Raw genomic sequence first — 24,139 nt, 5'->3', positions numbered from 1 at the left:
CTTTATTAATCTATACATTATCCTTGACTTACAACACTTATCGAGGTCAAAATAGCTACAGTCACAAAGAACATTATTGTTATAGCAATTACTGATGCTAACATTATTATCATTAGATTTGCAACTTCATTTAAAAAATTTGATATTCCATCTTCTCCCACAGGCTCTACAATTATTGCTGCCAATTTATATACCACTATGACGGATAAAATCTTTATCACTGGAAGCAAACAAATCCCAATGAGTAAGATAAGCCCTATTCCACCAAATATATTTTTTATAAGTTGAGATGAAGATAGTAAAATATCCACAGAATCTGATACAAATCCACCAACAACTGGTATAAAGTTACCTATAGCAAACTTCGCAGTTTTTACACTGAATTTATCAAAACTAGTTACATATAAGCCTTGTATAGATACAAGTCCTAAATATACGGTAAACATAGCCCCAATAGAAACATAATTTATTTGTTTGACAAAAGAAAAAAATCTTTTTAGCCTTATGTTTTTTGATAAATTGTTTATTATTAGAATTCCAAATGCAACAGTTACTGATACAAATAAAAATTTCTTGAAAAATACATTTATAAATGTCACTCCTCCTATAAAAATAGGATTTAAAGTAGTAGATGTTATTGGAAATCCAATTAAAAGTAAAAATGTTATTAGTATTGGCATTATAACTTGCATAAGACCTACAGTATGGTCTATTGCATCATAACAAATTTGTAGTACATCTTTAAATCCAATTAAAGTGAGCGATACCATTGTAATAAATATTATATACGTTGCTATTTGACTAACTGCACCTGATGAAAAAGAATTCTCTAAACTTTTTAAAATAGATGACAGTAAAGCTAATACTAAAATTACTGCTACTACCTTTAAACTTGCTTTAAACTCATCAAACATCAATATCTTCAGTCCATCTTTATTAAATAAATCTAAAATATTTTTTTCTCCACTAATTAGGTCTTTTACAAACGATTTTAAATTAACATCATTAATAACTATTTCTTTATTTATATAATCTTGAATTTCATTTATATCTAACTTGTCTAACTGACCATCAATATATTTATCTATGCTACTCTTAGCTTCACCATATTCTTTATCTTCGCTACTTGGAACCTCATTAGCAAATATTATAATGGCAAAGATATTTACAAAAAAGAAAGTCAATACAAATCCCATAATCATTGGTAAAAATCTTTTTTTCATAAGCAACCATGCCTCTCTTCACTCTATAAACCTCAATACAACAAAATATCCTTTAAATAACAACTAATATATCTATAGCTATCTACCTTAATATAAATAACTATGGAATTATATTCACCACCATTTCTACAATGGATAAAAGTATAGGGAAAGACATTGACATAACTATTATTTTTCCTCCAAACTCTAGTTTTGAAGCAATGTTTCCTTCCCCACAATCTTTACAAAGTTGTATTGCAAATTCCATTAAATATGCTATTCCTATTAATTTTATTATTAAAGATATATACATAGTTGGAATATTAGCTTTATTAGCTAAATCTTGTATACTATCTATTATAAAATTTAGCTTAAACATAACTGATAATAATATTGTTACTCCAGTTATTATTGCTATGAAATTTGCTATTTCTGGTCTATCTTTTTTTATTACTAAACAGAGTGTAGTTGAAATGATTGCAATTCCTATTAATTGCATTATTTCCAAATTACTCCCTCCTCTTTAGTAAAGTTGAAACATTGTTCTTACAGTATTGAATAAATCACTTATTTCTGTTATTACCATCCCCAACACGATTATTACACCTGCCAAAGTAGTAAGCCCTGCCCAATCTTTTCTGTCTGTTTTTTCCAATATCATATTTAATACTGATATTAGAATACCTACACCTGCAACCTTTAATATCAATGATATCTCCATAATAAACCTCCCCATATTAAATCAATATAATACATATACCTATGCCTATAAAGGTTACTAATTTTTTATATAGCAACCCTTTTTTACTTATGTCTTCTTTTGTTTCATAGGTTTGTTTTTTCAGATTTTCTATAGATAAATCTATCATTCTTTGTTGGGACTCTATATCACTTTTTCCCAATGTAAGAATTAGATTTTTTAATTCCTCAATTTCTTTACTTCCAAGATAAGTTTCTTTAACTAAAATTTCAGTATTCTCTGATATTATTTTTTCTAAAGTTTTGCTTTGTTCATTGTGAAGTTCTTCTGAAATTTGATAGAAAAAACTCCAAAAACAAAAGTCTTTATTGCATCCTATCCTTCTAAAAATTTCTTCTAATGTATAAAGCCCAAAAGATAAATCCATCCTTAATATTTCTAAAACTCTTATTAAATCATTTAGTTGTTTGTGTCTTCGTGTATAGGTTTTGTATATATGTTCACCTATCAAATAACTACTTCCTATTAGGAGTGCTATAATAATTATCTTAATTTGCAAAGTACCATCTCTTTTCTTCTAAATCATAAATTTTTTCAATTGTCCCTGCACCTTTCTTAGCAGAAAGAATTATAACTTTTTTAAACAATTCTTTGTCTAAGAGTCTGTTTAACTCTTTTCTATTTTGTATATCTTCCATTGAATCTCCATGTACAGTAGTTATTAATCCAATACCTCCATTTAATGCTGTATATAATGCCTTTATTTCTTTCTCACTTCCAATTTCATCTGTCACAATAACATTTGGCGACATTGACCTTAAAAGCATCGTAATACCCAACTCTTTTGGGCAAGTTTCTATTATATCAGTCCTTATTCCAACATCCATCTGTGGAGCACCTAAGTAAGCTCCTGCTATCTCATTACGTTCATCTACTAGTGCTACCTTCAATCCTTTAAATCTATATTCTTCATTACCATTACTTAAATTTCTTACTATATCTCTAATTAAAGTTGTCTTTCCACATTGAGGTGGCGATATTATCAAAGTATTATTAATTTGATTTTTACCTTTTATTATATGACTTAAAATCTTATTTGAACATCCTATGACTTCTCTTGATACTCTTATATTTAAAGATGATATGTGTTTTATATTTTTGACTTGTCCATCTTCTACTATTACTTTTCCAACTAACCCTACTCTATGGCCTCCTCTCAAAGTTATAAACCCTTTTTTTATATCATCCATAAATGAATGTATTGAGTATTTACATATTATTTGAAAAGTTTGCTCTATATCTTCCCTTGTCACTATATATGAATTGTGCTGATTTAAATCAAGTTCCATAGTTTTTTGATTATAAAAATAATCTTTAGAGTTTGCATTTAGTATCAATGGTTTTTGTGAACGTAATCTAATTTCTTCTATGTTTAGATTATTGTCTGAGATTTTTTCTACCTTCTCTCTTATGTTTGTAGAAAGAGAGTTTATTATTTCATCTGAAAGTTTATTCATTTCTTGTCCTCCTCCTTTGTTTATATAATTCTATTTATAAAGGACAAGGAATATTACCAAAACCTATATAATTTTTTTAATAATATTTATCTATAAAAAAATGAACCCTATTGTTTAGGATTCACTTAATAAGTAAATTATTATAAAAATAAAAACTAAGACCACTCTCAAGCATAGAGTTATCTTAGTTTTTTATTATCTACATTTCTTTTATTAGCCCTTTTTTATAGGCCATTAAAAGCAATTTTAAGTCTTCTATTTCTTCTTGTATTTTTACACCCTCATCAGTATCTCTCACCATTTTTCTCTTTGCCTTATGCTCTACTACAACAGTTGTCGATAAGATATCGCTTTCATTTGCAATAGCCTCTTCAGCAGAATTAAATGGTTCATGTGATACTAGTTGTAAAGTTCTAGAATTATATATCAAAGTGTATCCAGCTATACCAGTAGTTTTTTGATAGGCTCTAGAAAAACCACCATCTATAACAAGAATTTTTCCATTGGCTTTTATTGGGCTCTCTCCATTTTTACTTTCTACAGGAACATGCCCATTTATTATATGTGATTCATCAAGTTCTAAATCAAATTCTTCAAATATTCTTTCACAAGCAACATCACTTTCTCTAAGCTTAAAATATGGATTCTTATTTTCTTTATGAGTCTCTTTTTCTGCTATAAAATATCTTTCAAATGTAGTCATATCGTCTTTTCCAAATAATGATGAACATTTTCCAGTCCACAAATACCACATAATATCCATACCATATAATTTTTCTTCTGCTTTATCTTTAAAGAAAAAACCTTCTCTTGCTAGAGATTCCATCTTATCCATAAGGATTTTACCTTTATACTCTTTTCCCATTATATTCATAGACATAAAGCTTCCATCTTCATTCAATGGGACACATCCATGAATTAATAAATTTGAGTTTGCCTTTAAATATATACTTCCTTTAGAAAATAAAAATGAAACATGCTTTTGTAATTTTTCGCTACCTCTAAATGAAGACACTAATTTTTCAATAACATTTTTTTCTTCAATACTCAATTTATATGGGTCTTTTTTGTCTATTGTAGGCAAATAAGTATCTTTTAGTTTATATGTCTTTCCTTTTAAAGTAATAGTTCCCTCTTCATAATTTATCATGTTAAGCAAAAGCCTATGCTCCATTTCAAACTCAGGTCTTCTCTTTATCACTTCACCTTCAAGTTTAAATTGAATTATACTTATTGCCTTATGCATTTTTGCCATTAAAGACTTTTCTGTTGTTGTCACACTTTGGTCATTAATCTTAGGAATAAATTCTTTACATGGGTCATCTTTATACATTTCTATTGCAAAAGTAGCTAAAGGTAATAGATTTATCCCATATATATCTTCTACGATATCTAGGTTTGCATATCTAGCCGAAATTCTAAGTGCATTTGCTATACAAGTTTTTTCACCTGATGCTGCACCCATCCATAGTATGTCATGATTTCCCCATTGAATATCTACACAATGATGTTCAATAAGCTTATCTACAATTATATCTGGTCTTGGACCTCTATCATAAATATCACCTATTACATGTAGTCTGTCAACAACTAACTTTTGTATAACCGTGGAAATTGCAATTATAAACTCTTTAGCTATACCTATATCAACTATTGTCTCAACTATACTTTTATAGTATTCTTCTTTATGTTCACTTTTAATATGCTCATGTAAAAGTTCTTCTATTATGTATTTAAAATTTTCTGGTAAAAGTTTTCTAACTTTTGACCTAGTGTATTTGCTGGAAGCATACTTACAAAGTTCTATAAGTCTATAGATATTTATTCTATAAAAATCATCTATATTTTCCTCTTGTTTAATTATTAAGTCTAGTTTTTGTTCAGGATAGTATACAAGAGTTGCTAGCATCTTTTTTTCACTATCTCTTATTGTATTTGAAAATAATTCTTCTATTTTTCTCTTTATTACACCAGAACCATTTTTTAAAACATGTACAAATGGCTCATATTCGCCATGTACATCTGTTATAAAATGTTCAGTTCCCTTTGGAAGATTTAATATAGCCTCTAAATTTATTATTTCTGTACTTGCTTTCGATATGCTTGGATATTGTTTTGATAATAACTTTAAATATTTAAGTTTACTATTTAAATATTCATCTGATATTTTACACAGATTTTTCATAATTCGTCCTCCAAAATTATATTAAGTTATATTCTTTTTTTAATTATACCATACTTAATATGATTTTTTCGAGATAAAATGTACACTAATTATATTCCTAATAAAAGTGACATCCCTATCAAATCAGTATAAACACCATTGTAATAACATTCTTTCTTTAATATACTTTCTACTTCAAATCCGACTCTTTTGTATAATTCTATAGCATTATGATTTTCTTCATTAGTAACAAGAGTTATTTTCTTAGTTATTCCATTTGATTTACACCATTCTATAAGGTCTAACATAAGTCTTTTACCTAATCCAGCTCCCCAGTATTTTTCTTTAACAACAATTCCTAAAACTCCAACATGCTTTCCTTTTGCTTTTTGATTGGAATCAATTGTAGCAATACCAGCTATCTCTCTATCTATAAATGCAATTAATTTTATTGAGTTATCAGATGCTTTTGCTGACTCTATAGAATTTTCTTGGTCTTCTAAAGATATTTTATATTCATCTTTCCCAAATGAAAGAAAATGAGTTTCCCCACCTACTTCATTATAAAAATCTATAATAGCTTGGGCATCTTCTTTTACGCCTTCTCTAATAGATACTTCTATACCATTCTTTAAAGTTATTTCTGACATAAATTTACCTCCTAACAAGTTTTTTATCTAATAAACATAATACTATTATTTTACATCTATTACAATATTTTTCATGTATTAATAACAATATAAGGTTATACTAAAATAAAAATTTAATAATATTTTAATATAACCTTATATATATTTATTTATATTCAATTTTTTGATAATATTCCTCTGCTAGTTAAATAGTATTTACAATATAATTTAAACAACTTTCTTTAAATCTTCTCCATAAACTTTTCTGTTATAAGACTTCATTATAAAGTATAGTGGTACTCCAACTGCTAATGCTCCTAATCCCATAACTAATTGGTGCATAGACGCCTGGAATAATAACCATGTACCAACACACACTGCAATTAAAGGAATTACTGCTCCAAATGGAGTTCTAAAAGTCCCTACTAATTCTGGTCTTTTCTTTCTAAATACTAACACTGATAGAGAAGTAGGTATATATTGTATAAATCTAGCAACTGCACTTATTGCTGCTAATTCAGCAAAACTTCCAGACAAAGCTATTGGTATAGTAATTATCATAGTTGCTATTATTGCTACATATGGTGTACCATTTTTATCTTTCCTTGCAAACATTCTTGGTAACATTTTGTCATCAGCTAAAGCTACACAGCTTCTTGGATTTACAAAAGCACCACACATACAAATTCCACCAACAGAAACTAATGTCCCAAAAGTAACTAATCCTGCACCCATATTTCCAAAACATATTCTCGCCGCATCTGCAACAGGAGTAGCTGTACTGGATAATTTATCTCCTAAAATACCAACACACACAACTTGATTTAATATATATATTATTGATGCAATTACTATTACACTTATAATTGCTATAGGTATATTTTTTTGAGGATTCTCCATATCTTCTGCTGCTACTGCTATAGATTCAAACCCTGTAAATGAATAAAACATTAAAAGTGCTGCTGCTCCAAATTCTGTAACTCCTGCTCCTGGTGGTACCATCGTTGAATTAGTAAAATTAGCTCCTTTTATAAAAAATACACCTATTACTATAAATAATACTAATGGAATTAGCTTACCTACTGTTATAACATTTTGTACAATTTTTGATAAAGATACTCCTAATAAATTTATAATTGTAAGTCCAACTATCATAGCTACTATTATAATTTTTTGTATATGTGGGTCACCTGCAGGAGCCCATACTGCTGATAAAGATGTAGGAAAACCTACTATTAACGCTCCCCAAGAAATACATCCTATTACCCATTTCATAAGACCTACTTCAAATCCAAAAAAATCTCCAAATGCTTCTTTGGTGTACACATATGCAGCACCATTTTTATTAAATTTACCTGCCACTTCAGCAAAACAAAACGCCATAGATAAAACTAATAGCATATCAAACATATATACAAATATACTCGCAACACCAAATGCCTTCATTGCGTTTCCTGGTAATAGGAAAACTCCTGCTCCTACAACCGCATTAATACCTAAAAGTATAATACTTATTAATCCCATTTTATTTTTTTCGTTCATGTTTAATCCCCCCAAGGTATATTATAAAGTTGAACAAATATTTACGAAATATTTAAATAACTTTTCCATTTTATTACAATAATCTACCATCATTTCTGGATGCCACTGTATTCCTACTACAAAATTTTCATCCTCTTTTTCAATAGCTTCTATTATACCATCTTTTGAGTATGCTATGGCTTTTAATCCTTCACCAAGTTGTTTAATACTTTGATGATGATAACTATTTGTAAGTAATTGTTTTCCTAAAATACCTTCTAAAATACTCCCGTCTTGAACATCTACCTTATGAGTAGCTACATGTCTTTTAGAAGATTGTGTATGTTTTATGTAACTTCCTTTAACAAGACTATTATCTTGATATAAAGTTCCACCTAGGCTTACATTTAGTATTTGTAGCCCTCTGCATATACCTAGTATTGGCTTTTTAAGTTCTAAAGCTATACTTATAGCAATTAAATCAAATTCATCTACTTCGGGATATATAAACGTTGTTTCTTCTCTTGTTTCTTCACCATATAATTGAGGATTAACATCCCATCCTCCAGATATTAAAACTCCATCAACCATCTCAATCTGTCTCTTTATAACTTCTCTATCTGTATTTACTGGAATAATAACTGGGCTACCTCCTCCCTTTAATACTGCGTTTATATAATCATTATTTACATAGGATCTTTCAAGCCCAGGAAACATTCCATTTTCCATTATTATCAGATTTCCTAAAATACCTATTATTGGTTTCATAATTAAACTCCTAACTAGTTGATTGTTTTATGTACTTATTTTTTATTTATATAATTCTCTAATGCTAGAGAAAGTTGGTCTGGACAAGATGTTGGTTTTGTTTTACACTCTATTCCTTTTAGTTTTTGAATTACATTTTCTATATTCATACCTTCAACCAATACTTTTAATCCTTTTAAATTTCCATCACATCCACCAACAAAATTTACATTTGTAACTTTGTCATCTTTTACCTCAAATTCAATTTCTGTAGCACAAGTCCCTGTTGTTTTGTATTTCATAATTAAACCTCCCAATTATTTTGTTGTCTTATCTATATAGTTAGCAATATATATGCCAAAATTTATACTTTACGTTTATTTATTATTTATCAAGTATTCACAATGCTTCCATCAAATATTTTTTTATTTTTAGATATAAATACAAATTTTTTTGCAAATAAAAATAGGTAATGGGTTATTTACTTATAACCTATTACCTATCTAAACCTATTATCTAAACCTATTTATATTTAATTTATTTTTATATGCTTTTAATATATAGTATTAAATGTTAATTTGAGCATAAGATGGTTTAACTTTTATATATATCTTTCCAAGTTCTAAGATATTTCTATTTAGAATCTTTTACTTTAATATACCTAATTTATATTATTGTAAAACTTTATACCTTCTTGTGTTATTTGACTTCCACATCTTCCAGATTTAGATGATATGTATCCACACTCACTCAAATAAGACAATACTTTTCTTACTTTACTTTCAGATATTTCAATACCCTCCTCTGTAAGTTTTTCTATTATAAAGCCTCTTCCAACTCCAGAAGTTAAATCTTTTCTTTCATATAGTATTCTAAGTATATACTCAAATTCTTTTTTTGTATAACTAACCCCATCATCAAAGCTACTAATATATTCTGTCTTTATATAAGGTGGAAGGTCATCTTTAAAAACCATACTTTCACACATTAAACTTACATAAGAAGCAACATTTTGCAACTCTCTTATATTTCCTGGCCAATTGTATTTTTCTAAAATAACCTCAACTTCAGGAGAAATTTTTATATCCTTTTCCAAAAAGAAATTCATGAGAGTTATTATATCTTCTTTTCTCTCCCTCAATGATGGTATGTCTATTGGTAGTACATTCAATCTATAATACAAATCTTCTCTAAATTTACCTTCTCTAATCATTTTAGGTAAATTTTTATTTGTCGCAGCTATAATTCTAACATCTATATTTATAACATTGTGGGAACCTATAGGCATAACTTGTTTTTCTTGAAGTACTCTAAGTAATTTTGTCTGTAATAATGGAGGCATATCTCCAATCTCATCTAAAAATATAGTTCCATTGTTTGCAAGTTCAAATAGACCTTTTTTCCCTTCTCTTAATGCTCCTGTAAAAGAGCCTTTTTCATAGCCAAATAACTGACTTTCTAATAAGCTATCTGGAACTGCAGCGCAATTAACTGCTATAAAAGGCTGATTACTTCTATTAGAGTTATTGTGAATTGATTGGGATAATAATTCTTTACCAGTTCCACTCTCTCCTATTATTAAAACAGAAAGGTCTGATTTAGATATTTTTTTAGCTAACTCTATACACTTTGTCATCCTCTTATTCTTAGTTTTTATATCTTTGAATGTGTACTTTGCTATTTGACCTTGCTCTCTTAATTTATTGGTAAGATTTTGTTCTAATTTTTTTATATAGGTTATTTCTTGTAAATTGTAGTATATACCAGCTTTATTACCCATAGAAAATATATTTTTTTTATTTACATTTATATATTTCTTATTTGTAAATACAACTTCATCAGCAATTTCTTTATCTTCAAGTAAAATATCCAAATCTTTAGAGATAATATCTTTTATGTTTTTTCCTCGTATATTTCTGTCTATACCTAAAATTTTTAATACTTCTTTATTAAATGTATTTACAACACCATCTATTGAAGTAAATATTATTCCATCCTTTGACAAATTTAATATAACATCTTGTTCTTCTATTTTTAGAAATAATTGTCTATAATTGTCTTTGACACCATTATCTAAGCTTATTAGACGTTCAGAATATACCATCAGATTTTTTCTTATTTCCTTCACATCAATTTTAAGCCCATTTATTATCTCTATAAAAGTAGATATATCAATGTATCTATTTCCTAAATCAATTACCTTATTTATATAATTTGGTACTTTTTGGGTTACTCCAGGTGTTATGGCTATATCTATATTTTCATAGGTTTGTCCTTCAATATATGGAGTAAGCTTTAAATTTTTTACTCCTATCTTATAAAACAGACTTATTGTTTCTAATGTAGTTTCTTTTGTGTCATTTACAACTAATACTTCTGTTCCATATGGTATTGAAAACAATCCATATATTTCTTTTTCTTTAAGAGTTCTTCTCACAACTATAATTTTACTATCTTGTACTAAATGCTTTCTCATGCTATTTAATCTGTCATCATTCATTACTAAAACAAAATCACCTTGTATTTTATCATCATCTTTTAAATTTTCTAAATAATAATGATTTATATCAAGATAATTTTCTAAAACTAATCGTATATTTTCTTCCAAGAAAGATGATAGTTTAGTTATCTTATCTGTTACTATAGCTATTGACTGCTTCATATTTATACCTCATATCTATATAATATACAATTATTTGTACACTACTTTATTTCTTCCAAGCTGTTTTGCTTTATATAGATTTTTATCAGCTTCTTCTAATATGTTTTTGCTATCAGAGACATGGGCTATACCTGCACTTATAGTCACAGTCACATCTTCACCCCATTTTTTATTTTCAATTGCATTTCTTATATTGTTAATTATATCAAACACTTCTTCACCAGATTTATCTCTTATCAATACAGAAAACTCTTCTCCACCATATCTAAATACTTTATCTTCTTGCTCAAGCATAACACAAATAGTATTTACTATGCCCTTTATGACAACGTCTCCAAATTTATGTCCATAATTATCATTTATAAGTTTAAAATTATCTATATCTATCATTACAAGTGCAAAGTTATCATCTTTTTCTCTGTACTTATTATACATAATATCAAAACTTTTCCTATTATAAACATTTGTAAGTCCATCATGTAAATTTTGTGCTTTAAAGTACTTCAATCTATTATATAAAAAAGTAGAACCTAATGTAATAATTAAAATTACACTAAATAATATTTTATAAGACTTAATTTCTTTTTTACTTTTTTCAAAAAACTCACTTTCACGTGATACCTTATCAATTATATAAAAACTAATTTCCGAATCTCTTATACTTTTGCTCTCTTTATATTCATTTATTAATATCTTCTGGTACTTATTTACAGAGTTTACATTCCCTTGTTTCTCATATATATTCAATATTTCATTTAAGGTTTTTATTTTCTCTTGAGTTAACTTTCTTTTAGTAGATATCTCTAGGCTTTTTTTATAGTTATCTATTGCAGAATCATAGTTTTTACTTTTATATTCCAAATTTCCCATTGCCATATAGTAATACATACCTTTATCTAATATATGAATTGATTTATCATATTTTATAAGATAATCAGCTCTTTCTAAAAGAGTCATTGCCTTTGATATCTCATTTTTTCCTACATGTGCATTTGCCTGCATTATAGAAGCCATTATTTCAAAATCATTGTAATCATCTATGTTTACAAACTTTTTATAGTCTTTTACATTGCTACATGTTTCAATGGCTTTATCATATTCTCCCAACTCTACATATATTTCTGCTAAATTTATAAGAGCATATAATCTAACCATTCCATTTTTTTCATCTTCATCAACATCTATCTTAAAAGAATCCTTTATTAATTTTTCTCCTGTTTCATATCCACCTACCTTTAAAAGTATGCTAGCCAAATCAACATCTAGTCTTGCTTTTTCATAATTATCCCCTAATTTCTCAGCTAATTTTATAGACTTTACAGTTAAATCTACTGCGCTAGAATAATTATTATCCATTATGTACACTGATGCTAGTCTTTTCTCTATACTAAATCTACATTCATCAGATAATTTTACATCTGATGTTCTCATCTTTTCTAACGAATCAATAATTATCTTCGTTCCATCTGGGACATATGAAATAGTCTTTAACATATCCCAAACTTCATTATATACTTTATTGTATTTTTTTTCTGGGATAGATTCAAAAGAAGTTTTGACCATTTTTTTTGCTTCATCATACTTCTTATCTGACACAAGACTTTCAGATATATATTTTCCTTTATTTATAATTTCTCTTTCTTTAAGTCCATTTTGATCATACCCTATAAACAAAATAATACTAATAAGTATTATAGCTATAAAAATTATCTTTTTGGGTAAACTTTTCTTTGGTAGTCTAAAATTCAAAATTTTAGCCCTCCTTCTGTATATTGTAGAATGAAAAATTGCATATATATAACCTCTCAATAATTTATGATACAATATATCAAAATGATTTACAACATGTGCTAGAATTAAAATTTAATAAAAAAGTCCCCTAAATTAGACATTTATTCTAATTTAGGGGACTTTTAATTTAGTTAATATAAATTTATAAGGTCAAAAACAAGTGCTTGTTTTTTAATGTTATTTTTAATATTTGTCATTTATTTATACATATTTTTTTAGTACAATTGTAGCATTATGCCCACCAAAACCTAAAGAATTTGATAGTGCATATCTAATATCTTTTTCTTTACCTTTATTTGGAACATAATCTAAATCTAAATCTTCGCCAACTTCTTGTATATTTATAGTTGGAGGTACAAAATTATCTTCTATACTCATTGCACAAACAACTGCTTCTATTGCACCTGATGCTCCTAATAAATGACCAGTCATAGATTTTGTCGATGATACACATAAATTATATGCATTTTCTCCAAATACAGTTTTTATAGCCATAGTTTCATATAGGTCATTATAATAAGTTGAAGTTCCATGAGCATTTATATAATCTACTTCTTCTAGTGGAACATTTCCATCTTTTAAAGCCATATTCATAGACCTAGCTGCTCCTTCTCCATTTTCAGCTGGAGTTGTCATATGATATGCATCAGCAGTTAAACCATATCCTACTACTTCTGCATATATTTTTGCACCCCTTGCTAAAGCATGTTCTAAGTCTTCTAATATAACAATACCTGCTCCTTCTCCCATTACAAATCCATCTCTGTCCTTGTCAAATGGGCGTGATGCAGTTTTAGGGTCATCATTTCTAGTTGACATAGCCTTCATATTACAGAATCCAGCAAATGCAAGTCCTGTTACAGCAGCTTCAGAGCCTCCTGCTACCATAATATCTGCATCTCCTCTTTGTATAACCTTAAAGGCATCACCTATTGAATGAGTTCCTGATGCACAAGCTGTACATACATTAGTATTAGGTCCTTTTGCTCCTAAAAATATTGAAACTTGACCTGCTGCCATGTTTCCTATCATCATAGGTACAAATAGTGAACTTACTCTTTTGTTTCCTTTTTCTAAAAGAATTTTATGTTGAGTTTCTATTGCTTCAACCCCACCTATACCAGAGCCTATTATAACTCCAACACGTTCTCTATCAACTTTATCTAAATCAAGATTTGCATCTTCAACTGCTAATTTTGCAGAAACTATTGCAAATTGAGCAAATTTATCTAATCTCTTTAATTCTTTTTTGCTTATATATTCCTCTGGATGAAAATTCTTAACTTCTCCTGCTATTTGAGTTTGATATGTGCTAGCATCAAAATTAGTTATTTTATCTATACCAGATACTCCAGATTTTATATTGTTCCAGAACTCTTCTTTTCCTGTTCCCAATGGTGTAACACATCCAAGTCCCGTTATTACTACTCTTTTATTCATCTGATACCTCCACTTTTTTAAAGCTCGACTATTTGTTAGCTTCTATATAGTTAACTATGTCCCCTATAGATTTGAAGTTTTCTGCTTCTGTATCTGGTATTTCTATACCAAATTCATCTTCAAGTGCCATTATTATTTCTACTGCATCTAATGAATCTGCTTCTAAATCTTTCATTAATGATGTTTCCATAGTTATTTCTTTATCTTCTACTCCTAATTGTTCTATTATTATTTCTACAACTTTATTAAACATTGTGTTCCTCCTAAGATTTTTTATTTTAATTTTTATTTTAAATAGATTTCTCTACTTTTTAAAGTATTATTTTTTATTATTGCATTACCATTCCACCATCTACATTTAACACTTGTCCTGTTATATAACTTGACATATCACTAACTAAAAATGCTACAGCATTGGCTACATCTTCTGGTTTACCATAAGATTTTTTTGGTATATTTGATAGTGTTGATTCTTTTACCTCATCACTTAGTACTTTAGTCATATCTGTTTCTATAAATCCTGGTGCCACTGCATTTATATTTATATTTCTTGATGCTAATTCTCTTGCAGAAGATTTTGTAAATCCAATCACGCCAGCTTTTGATGCACAGTAATTAGTTTGACCTGCATTTCCCATGATTCCAACTACTGAAGTCATATTTATTATTCTACCATATTTCTTTTTCATCATAGGTTTAATAACTGCTTTTGTACAATTAAATACACCTTTTAAATTTATATCTATAACTCTATCAAAATCTTCTTCTTTCATTCTCATAAGTAATGCATCTTTAGTTATACCTGCATTATTAACTAATATATCAATTTTTCCAAACTCTTTTATAATAGAGTCCATCATTTGATTTACTTCATCAGATTTAGATACATCACATTTTATAGAAGTACATTTTACACCCATACCTTCTATTTCACTTTTAGTTTTTAGGGCTTCATCCTCTTTAGAAGTATAATTGATTACTATATCAGCTCCAAGAGATGCTAGTTTCTTTGCTATTTCTCTCCCTATACCTCTAGAGCCACCAGTAACAATTGCTACTTGTCCTGTAAGATTTATCATTATATCTCTCCATTTCCATAATCTTGTACAAATTCATTTAAAGAATCTATACCATCTATATTGTAAATATTCACACTTGCTTTTTTATTAGAGGCTATCTTCTTAATAAATGCTTTTAAAGTTTTTCCTGGTCCCATTTCTATAAAAGTATCATACCCATCATTTAATAATCTTTCTATAGAATCTTCCCAAAGTACAGAAGAACTTACTTGTTTTATAAGCAAGTCTTTACCTTCATTTTCATAGTAATCTGCATTTACATTTGCTACTACATCAACTTTAGGCTTAGTCATATTAACTTTGTCTAATTCACTAGCTAGTTTTACTCCAGCTTCTCTTAACATTGATGAGTGGAAAGGCCCACTTACATTTAATTTAACAGCTCTTTTTGCTCCTGCCTCTTTACATTTTACCATTGCTTCTTCTATCTTTTCATTTTCACCAGATATAACTACCTGACCAGGAGAATTGTAATTTGCTACTTCTACAATCCCTCCTTGTATGTCTTTTACAACACTTCCTAATATTTCTCTATCTAAACCTAAAATCGCTGCCATAGCTCCAACCCCTGTTGGGACTGTTTCCTGCATAAATTTACCTCTTTTTTTAACTAGGCATACAGCATCTTTAAAATCAATTGCATCTGCTGCAACTAATGCACTATATTCTCCTAAAGATAAACCTAAACATGCATCATATTTTAAATCTATTTTTGATTGTATCGCTTTTAGTACAGCTACACTATGTGTAACCATAGCTGGTTGAGTATTTTCAGTTTTAGAAAGTTCTTCTTCACTACCCTCAAACATAAGCTTTTTTAAATCTATATTTAAGGCACTACAAGCCTCGTCTATCACATTTTTGGCAACCTCGTTATTTTCATATAAATCCTTAGCCATCCCTACATACTGGGCTCCTTGACCAGGAAATACTAGTGCAACTTTTCCCATCATGCTCCTCCTGATTTACAGTTCTATGCCTGGCATAATCTCTTTTGCTTGATTTACCATAGTTTCTATAATTTCTTTACAAGGTGTTATTTTTTTTACCATAGCAGCACTTTGACCTGCCATAAATGAACCTTTTTCTATATCTCCATCTACTGTTGCAAATCTTAAAGCACCTGTACCTTTTTGGTCTAATTCTTCAGGAGTAGCTCCATTTTGTTCCATCTTTAAGAATTCTTTTGATAATTTATTTTTTAATGTTCTTACTGGATGACCTGTGCTTCTTCCTGTAACAATTGCATCTCTATCTTTTGCTTTTAACACTAATTCTTTGTAGTTTAAATGTACAGAACACTCTTCACTACAAATAAATCTAGTTCCTACTTGAACTGCATTCGCACCCAGTGCAAATGAAGCAACAATACCTCTACCATCTACAATACCTCCTGCTGCTATTACAGGTATATTAACAGCATCAGCAACTTGTGGAACTAAAACCATAGTAGTAAGCTCTCCTATGTGTCCTCCACCTTCTGTCCCTTCAGCTATTACTGCTGTAGCTCCTAACTTTTCCATTCTTTGCGCTAAAGCTATTGTTGGTACTACAGGTATAACTTTTGTTCCAGCTTCTTTTAATCTGTCCATATACTTTGCAGGATTTCCAGCGCCAGTAGTAATAACTTGAACCTTCTCTTCTATAATTAAATCTATTATATCATCTACAAATGGTGACATAAGCATTACATTTACACCAAAAGGTTTATCTGTTAATTCTTTACATTTAACAATTTCTTCCTTTATAGCTTCTTTTGGTGCATTTCCTGCTGCTATTATTCCAAGTCCACCTGCATTAGATACAGCACTTGCTAATGATGCAGTAGCTACCCATGCCATTCCCCCTTGGATAACTGGGTATTTTATATTTAACAGTTTGCAAATTTTATTCATATCATTCTCCTTCACTTAAAATCAAAAGTAAACTTTTTATTGTAAATTAACTTTAATTTTTAGATAAAGCTAATTTTGTTAATTAAAGAATTTTAGATGTTTTGTACTATAAAGTCCACTTAACAACTGAAGCTCCCCAAGTTAAACCTCCACCAAAGCCAACTAAAACTACATTATCACCTTTTTTGATTTTTCCTTCTTTATATGCTTCATCTAGCGCAACAGGTATAGATGCAGCAGACATATTTCCATACTTATTTATATTTACATAAACCTTATTCATATCAAGCCCTAATCTCTTAGAAGAAGCTTGTATTATTCTTATATTAGCTTGATGTGGTATTAGATAGTCTATATCAGTTGTATTTAAATTTGCTTTTTCAAGAGCTGTTAAAGATGTTTCTGCCATCTTTCTAACTGCAAACTTAAATACATCGCTACCTGCCATCTCTATTGTATGTAGATTAGCTTCTACAGTATCTTTACTTGCTCTAAGTCTTGAACCTCCAGCAGGTATCTTTAAACAATCTTTTCCCCTACCATCAGAACCCATATGTGTAGATAGGATTCCGCCTTCACTTACAGGTCCAATAACAGCTGCTCCAGCACCATCTCCAAATAATACTGCTGTTGACCTATCATTGTAGTTTAGAAACTTTGAGCAAGTTTCTGCTCCTATTACAAGTACATTTTTATAACAACCAGTTTCCACAAATTGCTTTGCAATAGTTACTCCATATACAAATCCAGAACAAGCTGCTGATATATCAAATGCAGTAGCATTCACTGCTCCTATTGCTTCTTGTACTATACATGCAGTTGAAGGCAAAGACATATCAGGAGTAATTGTTGCCAAAATAATCAACTCTATGTCCTCTACATTTAACTTTGCACACTCTATAGCTTTTAAAGCAGCCTTAGATGCTAGGTCAGAAGTTGCTTCATTATCTTCTACAAATCTTCTTTCCTTAATACCAGTTCTAGTGCTTATCCACTCATCTGATGTATCCATTATTTTTTCGAAGTGAAAATTATCATATGATTTCTCAGGTAGATAACTTCCCACACCTAATATTCCAGCCTTTGTATTCATTATATATTAAACCTCCAAAACGAGTTTATTCATCTTCGTTATTTTTATTTTCTTCATTATATTTACTTATAAATTGATTGATATCCTCAACAACTTTTCCTTTTGTAAATTTTATACCTTGATTTATAGCATTTTTTATAGCTTTAGCATCAGAGCTACCATGAGCCTTTATAACTCCTCCATTTAATCCTAGAAGTGGAGCTCCACCATACTCAGAATAATCTATAAAACTCTTTAATTTTTTTAAATCATCTTTTATAAGTAATGCTCCTATTTTGCTTTTTGTACTAGCCATAAAAGTTTCCTTTATAAGACTCATAACTGAAAGGGCTACCCCTTCAGCAGATTTAAGTAATATATTACCTGTAAATCCATCACAAATAATTATATCTGTATATGCATTTATAACCTCTCTAGCTTCTACATTCCCTATAAAATTTAAATCTAATTTTTTAATTTCCTCATATGATTTTTTAACTAAATCATTGCCTTTACCTTCTTCTAGTCCAACATTTGCTAGTGCCACTTTAGGATTTTCAAGTCCCAACACTTTTCTTGAGTAAATATTACTCATAGCTGCAAATTCAACTAGATTCTTAGATTTACAATCTGCATTCGCACCACAGTCTGCTATAAGTGTCATTCCTCGCTTTACATTTGGTATTGCTGAGCATAAGCAAGGTCTATCAATTCCTTTTATTCTACCGACTACAAATAATCCACCAGCAAGTAAAGCTCCTGTGTTTCCAGCTGATATTATAGCATCTGCCTTACCTTCTTTTACGAGGTTTAATGCTACTACCATAGATGAATCTTTTTTGCTTCTTATAGCCTTAACTGGTTTATCTTCATTTTCTATAATCTCAGTAGTATGAACTATTTCTAGTTTATTTTTATCAAATTCATAATTTGAAAATTCCTTTTCTAATAAATCTTTATCTCCTGTGATTATTAAATCTACTTGATATTCTTTTATAGCATTTACTGCGCCTTCTACATTAGATTTTGGTGCATTATCTCCACCCATTCCATCTATTACTATTTTCATGATTTTCCTCCTAATCTAACTCTTCAAAGATAAACTTCCCTCTAAATATTTGCTCTTGGGCTTTATTGTTGATAACAACTTTTACATAATGCTTTTTGTCTATATTTCTATACACTTCTGCTTTTGCTATAAGTCTGTCTTGTTGTTCTATCAACTTAAAACATTTTACATTTGCAACTCTCATAATAACTTTAGGTGCATCTATTATAGCCATTGCTAATGAATCTGCTAGAGAAAATATATACGTATCTTTCAAAGTATTAGTTTTAGAGTAAATCATGTCCTCTGTAACTTCTAACATAGATATACCTAATTGCCCTACAGATAAATCAATGATTTCGCCTGTAATTTCCTTTACTCCTAAAGTCTTTACTTTTGAACTCTGAGTTTCTGCTATTGATTTGACTCTTTCTCTTAGCTCTGGTATGTTTAGACTCATTCTATCTAATCTTATTGTCTGTATACTAACATTAAACAAACTTGATAATTCTTCATCAGTATAAAAAGGATCAGTCTTTAGCATATCTATAAGCTCTTGTTGTCTTTGGGCTTTACTCTTCTTTTTCATGTTCCCTCCAAATTTTATAGCTGTAATTAGTACCAGCTACTAATAGTAGTATATAGTAACACACAAAAATTTTCAATACTTATATTATTATTTTTCTAATTTTTAATATGCATAAAATCCATTTATTTCTCTAGTAAATCATCTTTTTTATATGTACAAAAAAAACATGTAGAGTACACTCTACATGTTTTTTAGAAGCTATTACTTAGATACAACTTCTTTACCTTTATAATATCCACAGTCTGGACACACTCTATGTGGTAATTTTGGCTCATGACATTGTGGGCAACTTACAAATCCTGTTGCTTCCATCTTTGAGTTAGCTGCTCTTCTCATTTTTGTGTTTGATTTAGACGTTTTACGCTTTGGTACTGCCATTTACGCCACCTCCTTAGTCAAAATTTAATTAAATAAATCTTTTAATTTAGCAAAACGAGGATCTATGTATTCCTCATCGTTTGTAATTTCACTGCAAGAACATTCTCCTTCATTTAAGTTTGCTCCGCATCCTTGACAAAGACCTTTACAGTTTTCACTACAAAGAACTTTATGAGGCACATTAAAATCTAATGTCTGTTCTATTATATCAATAAGGTCGATTTCTTCACCATCGAATATAAAAGGATCAAATTCCTCAAATTCATCTTCATCATAATCTTCTTCTTTTACTAAAAAACCTTGTATAGAATACTCTAATGGTATTTCTACTTCTTTAAGACATCTTGAACAATTGTCAACAATTGTAAAATTAACATCTATATCTAGATACAAACCTTTATTAGTCTTTGATACTTTACCTTTTAAATTTACAGGTGATACTAATTTGTAAATCTCATCACAATAACTAATAGTATCAATTTTTTCACAAAAATTCAAGTCTATTTTGTCAGTTTCTTTTCTATTTATTTTTTCTATGCTAACTTTCATTAAGTTCACCTCAACATATCACCAAATTTATTATACAAATCTAGCATTTGTTTGTCAAGTATTTTTACTTGATAGGCATAAGTTTAATTAAATTATTTTACTAATCTTAATGTATCTCTAGCTATCATTAATTCTTCGTTAGTTGGTATTAAAAGCATTTTTACTTTAGAGTCATCAGTAGATATTACTGTTTCTTTTCCTCTAACATCATTAGCTTCCTTATCTAGTTTCATTCCTAAGAACTCCATATTAGAAGCTATGTCTGCTCTTATAGCCTTTCCATTTTCACCTACACCAGCAGTAAATACTACAACATCTAATCCATTCATTTCAGCAGCATAAGCACCTATATACTTTTGTACTTTTTTAACATAAGCTTCTAATGTTGCTTGAGCTCTTTCATCTCCATTTTTAGCTGCATCTTCTATATCTCTGAAATCACTAGAAATTCCAGTCATTCCATATACTCCAGATTCCTTGTTCATTAATTTATCTAATCCATCAGCATCTAAACCTTCTTTTCTCATTAAGAAAGGTAGTATAGCAGGGTCTATATCTCCACATCTAGTTCCCATTATTAATCCTTCTAATGGAGTGAATCCCATAGATGTATCTATACATCTTCCACCATCAACAGCAGCTATAGAAGCACCATTTCCTAAGTGACAAGTTACTATTTTTAAGTCTTTTATATCTTTTCCTAACATCTCTGCTGCTTTTTGAGATACATAGTTATGAGAAGTTCCATGGAACCCATATCTTCTTACTCCATATTTAGTATATAATTCATGAGGTAAACCATATAAGTATGAAGATTTAGGCATTGTTTGATGGAAAGCAGTATCAAATACTCCTACCATTGGTACACCTGGAAGTATAGCTTTACAAGCATCAATTCCCATTATGTTTGCTGGATTATGAAGTGGAGCTAAATCTATACATTCTTTTAAAGCTTCTTCTACTTCTGGAGTTATTACTACTGAAGTTGCAAATTTTTCTCCAGCATGAACAACTCTATGCCCTACTGCATCTATTTCTTTCATTTCTTTAACTGCACCAAATTCTGGATGAGCAACAGCTTCTAATACTAATGCTATTGCATCTTTATGGTCTTTCATTGGTTGTTCAACAATGTATTTATCATCTCTTCCTGCTTTTTCATGTTTAAGTATAGAACCTTCGATTCCTATTCTTTCAACTAATCCTATACATAAAACTTCTTCATTACTCATATCTATTAATTGATATTTTAATGAAGAACTCCCACAGTTTAATACTAATATTTTCATTATTATTTCCTCCTTAGATTTTTATAAATGATATGTAATCAATTTTGATTCATAATAAATGTCTAAAAACTTATATTTTATTATTTTGTCATAGATATATTATTGTATACATTAAACGATTTTCATAAATAATATATCACCTTTTAATATAAAAGTATATACTTTTTTTTATATTATATCATATTTCTACTACAGCAAATTGTGTGTTTTAATAACAATTTATTAACAAATTAACTTAATGTAGATTATTCTTTCCCATTTGCTATAATAATATAATATAAAGGCTTAATAAAGTTATTTTAATAACACTTAACTGATTTCTTGTTATGTAGTATTTCTACATTTTAACAAATTTTTTTATGTTTTTTAGCTAGGTAATTAAAAATTTAAATTTTATACATATTATAATAAATTACAATATAGATAAAATAAACAAAGGAAAAAGGAGCATTTTATGAATATACTTGGATTAATAGTTGAATATAACCCATTTCATAATGGACATATCTATCATTTATCTAAATCTATAGAAAAAACAAATGCAACACATACAGTGGCAATCATGAGTGGAAACTTTCTTCAAAGAGGTGAGCCCGCTTTATTTGATAAATATACTAGAGCAAAAATTGCTGTCGAAAATGGTGTAGACTTAGTTATAGAATTACCAACTATGTTTGCTTGCCAAAGTGCCGAAATTTTTTCTCATGGTGCCATAACAATTTTAAATTCTCTAAACTGCATAAGTTCTGTATGTTTTGGTAGTGAAGAGGGAAACACAGATATTCTTTATAGTATTGCAGAGATTTTAGCAAATGAGCCAAAAGAATTTAAATTACTTTTAAAAAAATATTTAGATGATGGTATGTTATTTCCAGTGGCTAGAGCTAATTCACTTTTTGATTATATACACCAATATGAAAACAACGACTTATCTCAAAAAACTACAAAAGAACAATTATTAAAAATATTAAATTCATCAAATAATATACTTGGTATAGAATATATAAAAAATCTTATCAATTTAAACAGCAATATAAAGCCATTTACTATTTCCAGAGTTCAGTCAGAGTACAACTCTAAAGAAATTAATAATAGTATTTGCTCTGCTACTGCTATAAGAACTTCACTTAAGGAAAATTGTAATATCTCTCAATTAAAAAAAGTTATTCCAGAAAAAACTTATAGTATATTAAACGAAAAAATAGATAACAAATTTTTTCCTATGTTTGATGAATTATTTTTTGATACTTTAAAGACAATCATACTTAGGGACATATCCAATTTAAAGGATTATTTTGAAGTAAATGAAGGTATAGAAAATAAAATTTACAAAGATATTTTTACATCTAATTCTTTATACGAATTACAATTATCAATTAAATCTAAGAGATATACTTTAACTAAAATCAAGAGAACTTTAAATAATATATTGTTAGGCATAAAAAAAAGCGATATTCACCTTGTAAAAGATATAGATATTGTTCCTTATATAAGAATACTTGCTTTTAATGACAAAGGTAGAGAAGTTCTAAAAGAGATAAAAAATAAATCTAACATAGACATAATAAATAAATTTTCAAATATATCATTTTCATTAGATGATGCTATTTTTGAAACACTTATAAGTTATGATATAAAATCTACAAATATATACAACTCAGTATATTATAGAAATAATCAAGGTTTAGTAAAAGGTCCTATGGACTTTTACACTCGTCCAATATATGTAAAATAAGTTTTTTAAATAACCTTATAAATTTTAAATAACCTCATTAAATTAATAAGATGTATTTATAATTACAAATATTTTTTATAAATAAAATACGCTTCACATGTGTATTCATATTTTTAGGATGGTAACACCAAC

The 24,139-nt window shown here is 28.7% G+C and carries 24 protein-coding genes; 1 reads left to right on the top strand and 23 read right to left on the bottom strand.

All coding sequences use genetic code 11. The annotated features are described in order from the left end of the window. Positions 1–17 precede the first annotated feature (17 nt). From spoIIIAE to IC174_RS03730, 23 genes are all read right to left on the bottom strand, one after another. Entirely contained in the window at positions 18–1,223 is a 1,206-nt protein-coding gene (gene spoIIIAE / locus IC174_RS03840) for a stage III sporulation protein AE (protein ID WP_227434117.1), read from the bottom strand. Between the two features lie 100 nt (positions 1,224–1,323). Next, entirely contained in the window at positions 1,324–1,701 is a 378-nt protein-coding gene (gene spoIIIAD / locus IC174_RS03835) for a stage III sporulation protein AD (RefSeq protein ID WP_227434329.1), read from the bottom strand. 24 nt (positions 1,702–1,725) lie between these two features. Then, entirely contained in the window at positions 1,726–1,923 is a 198-nt protein-coding gene (spoIIIAC, locus tag IC174_RS03830) for a stage III sporulation protein AC (RefSeq protein ID WP_009888937.1), read from the bottom strand. 16 nt (positions 1,924–1,939) lie between these two features. After that, complete coding sequence (locus IC174_RS03825; RefSeq protein ID WP_227482200.1) at positions 1,940–2,461, bottom strand: stage III sporulation protein AB; 522 nt, start codon at positions 2,459–2,461, stop codon at positions 1,940–1,942. Further along, entirely contained in the window at positions 2,451–3,419 is a 969-nt protein-coding gene (spoIIIAA, locus tag IC174_RS03820; RefSeq protein ID WP_227482199.1) for a stage III sporulation protein AA, read from the bottom strand. The genes IC174_RS03825 and spoIIIAA overlap by 11 nt, the downstream gene beginning before the upstream one ends. Positions 3,420–3,618: 199 nt before the next feature. After that, entirely contained in the window at positions 3,619–5,604 is a 1,986-nt protein-coding gene (locus IC174_RS03815) for a fructose-1,6-bisphosphatase (RefSeq protein WP_227482198.1), read from the bottom strand. Between the two features lie 89 nt (positions 5,605–5,693). Continuing rightward, a complete protein-coding gene (locus tag IC174_RS03810) occupies positions 5,694–6,233 on the bottom strand; it encodes a GNAT family N-acetyltransferase (RefSeq protein ID WP_227434113.1) in 540 nt (179 codons plus the stop codon). Between the two features lie 207 nt (positions 6,234–6,440). After that, the gene (locus IC174_RS03805; RefSeq protein ID WP_227434112.1) at positions 6,441–7,754 is read right to left on the bottom strand and encodes an APC family permease; all 1,314 of its coding nucleotides are present in this window, start codon (positions 7,752–7,754) and stop codon (positions 6,441–6,443) included. Positions 7,755–7,775: 21 nt separating this feature from the next. After that, entirely contained in the window at positions 7,776–8,501 is a 726-nt protein-coding gene (locus tag IC174_RS03800; RefSeq protein WP_227434111.1) for a gamma-glutamyl-gamma-aminobutyrate hydrolase family protein, read from the bottom strand. A gap of 35 nt (positions 8,502–8,536) precedes the next feature. Further along, the gene (locus IC174_RS03795; RefSeq protein ID WP_227434110.1) at positions 8,537–8,782 is read right to left on the bottom strand and encodes a TIGR03905 family TSCPD domain-containing protein; all 246 of its coding nucleotides are present in this window, start codon (positions 8,780–8,782) and stop codon (positions 8,537–8,539) included. Positions 8,783–9,141: 359 nt separating this feature from the next. After that, positions 9,142–11,142, bottom strand: coding sequence for a sigma 54-interacting transcriptional regulator (locus IC174_RS03790; protein ID WP_227482197.1), 2,001 nt, complete (start codon positions 11,140–11,142; stop codon positions 9,142–9,144). A gap of 30 nt (positions 11,143–11,172) precedes the next feature. Continuing rightward, complete coding sequence (locus IC174_RS03785; protein ID WP_227482196.1) at positions 11,173–12,891, bottom strand: diguanylate cyclase; 1,719 nt, start codon at positions 12,889–12,891, stop codon at positions 11,173–11,175. 243 nt (positions 12,892–13,134) lie between these two features. Continuing rightward, a complete protein-coding gene (gene fabF, locus IC174_RS03780; RefSeq protein ID WP_227434107.1) occupies positions 13,135–14,373 on the bottom strand; it encodes a beta-ketoacyl-ACP synthase II in 1,239 nt (412 codons plus the stop codon). 28 nt (positions 14,374–14,401) lie between these two features. Then, positions 14,402–14,626: an acyl carrier protein gene (acpP, locus tag IC174_RS03775; protein WP_227434106.1), complete on the bottom strand. Its 225-nt coding sequence runs from the start codon at positions 14,624–14,626 to the stop codon at positions 14,402–14,404. Between the two features lie 76 nt (positions 14,627–14,702). Then, a complete protein-coding gene (gene fabG / locus IC174_RS03770) occupies positions 14,703–15,452 on the bottom strand; it encodes a 3-oxoacyl-[acyl-carrier-protein] reductase (protein WP_227434105.1) in 750 nt (249 codons plus the stop codon). After that, positions 15,452–16,402: an ACP S-malonyltransferase gene (fabD, locus tag IC174_RS03765; protein WP_227482195.1), complete on the bottom strand. Its 951-nt coding sequence runs from the start codon at positions 16,400–16,402 to the stop codon at positions 15,452–15,454. The genes fabG and fabD overlap by 1 nt, the downstream gene beginning before the upstream one ends. Before the next feature lie 15 nt (positions 16,403–16,417). Then, entirely contained in the window at positions 16,418–17,347 is a 930-nt protein-coding gene (gene fabK, locus IC174_RS03760; protein ID WP_227434103.1) for an enoyl-[acyl-carrier-protein] reductase FabK, read from the bottom strand. Between the two features lie 106 nt (positions 17,348–17,453). After that, complete coding sequence (locus IC174_RS03755; protein WP_227434102.1) at positions 17,454–18,440, bottom strand: beta-ketoacyl-ACP synthase III; 987 nt, start codon at positions 18,438–18,440, stop codon at positions 17,454–17,456. 25 nt (positions 18,441–18,465) lie between these two features. Continuing rightward, positions 18,466–19,488, bottom strand: a complete 1,023-nt coding sequence (gene plsX, locus IC174_RS03750) for a phosphate acyltransferase PlsX (RefSeq protein WP_227482194.1) — start codon at positions 19,486–19,488, stop codon at positions 18,466–18,468. A 10-nt stretch (positions 19,489–19,498) separates the two neighbouring features. Next, positions 19,499–20,056: a transcription factor FapR gene (gene fapR / locus IC174_RS03745; protein ID WP_227434100.1), complete on the bottom strand. Its 558-nt coding sequence runs from the start codon at positions 20,054–20,056 to the stop codon at positions 19,499–19,501. A 201-nt stretch (positions 20,057–20,257) separates the two neighbouring features. Then, the gene (gene rpmF, locus IC174_RS03740) at positions 20,258–20,434 is read right to left on the bottom strand and encodes a 50S ribosomal protein L32 (RefSeq protein ID WP_003419113.1); all 177 of its coding nucleotides are present in this window, start codon (positions 20,432–20,434) and stop codon (positions 20,258–20,260) included. A 24-nt stretch (positions 20,435–20,458) separates the two neighbouring features. Next, on the bottom strand, positions 20,459–20,983 hold the full coding sequence (locus IC174_RS03735) for a YceD family protein (protein ID WP_227482193.1): 525 nt from the start codon (positions 20,981–20,983) through the stop codon (positions 20,459–20,461). 92 nt (positions 20,984–21,075) lie between these two features. Beyond that, positions 21,076–22,272, bottom strand: a complete 1,197-nt coding sequence (locus tag IC174_RS03730; RefSeq protein WP_227434098.1) for an acetate/propionate family kinase — start codon at positions 22,270–22,272, stop codon at positions 21,076–21,078. A 454-nt stretch (positions 22,273–22,726) separates the two neighbouring features. On the opposite strand from IC174_RS03730, the gene IC174_RS03725 reads away from it, so the two are divergent. After that, positions 22,727–24,007 carry a nucleotidyltransferase gene (locus tag IC174_RS03725; RefSeq protein WP_227482192.1) on the top strand — a complete coding sequence of 427 codons (1,281 nt, stop codon included), beginning with the start codon at positions 22,727–22,729 and terminating at the stop codon, positions 24,005–24,007. Positions 24,008–24,139: the final 132 nt, after the last annotated feature.

This window comes from Clostridioides sp. ES-S-0001-03, assembly GCF_020676075.1.
GTDB lineage: Bacteria > Bacillota > Clostridia > Peptostreptococcales > Peptostreptococcaceae > Clostridioides.
The sequence above is the reverse complement of the archived record's forward strand: the minus strand, read 5'-3'. Positions and strand labels throughout refer to the sequence as shown.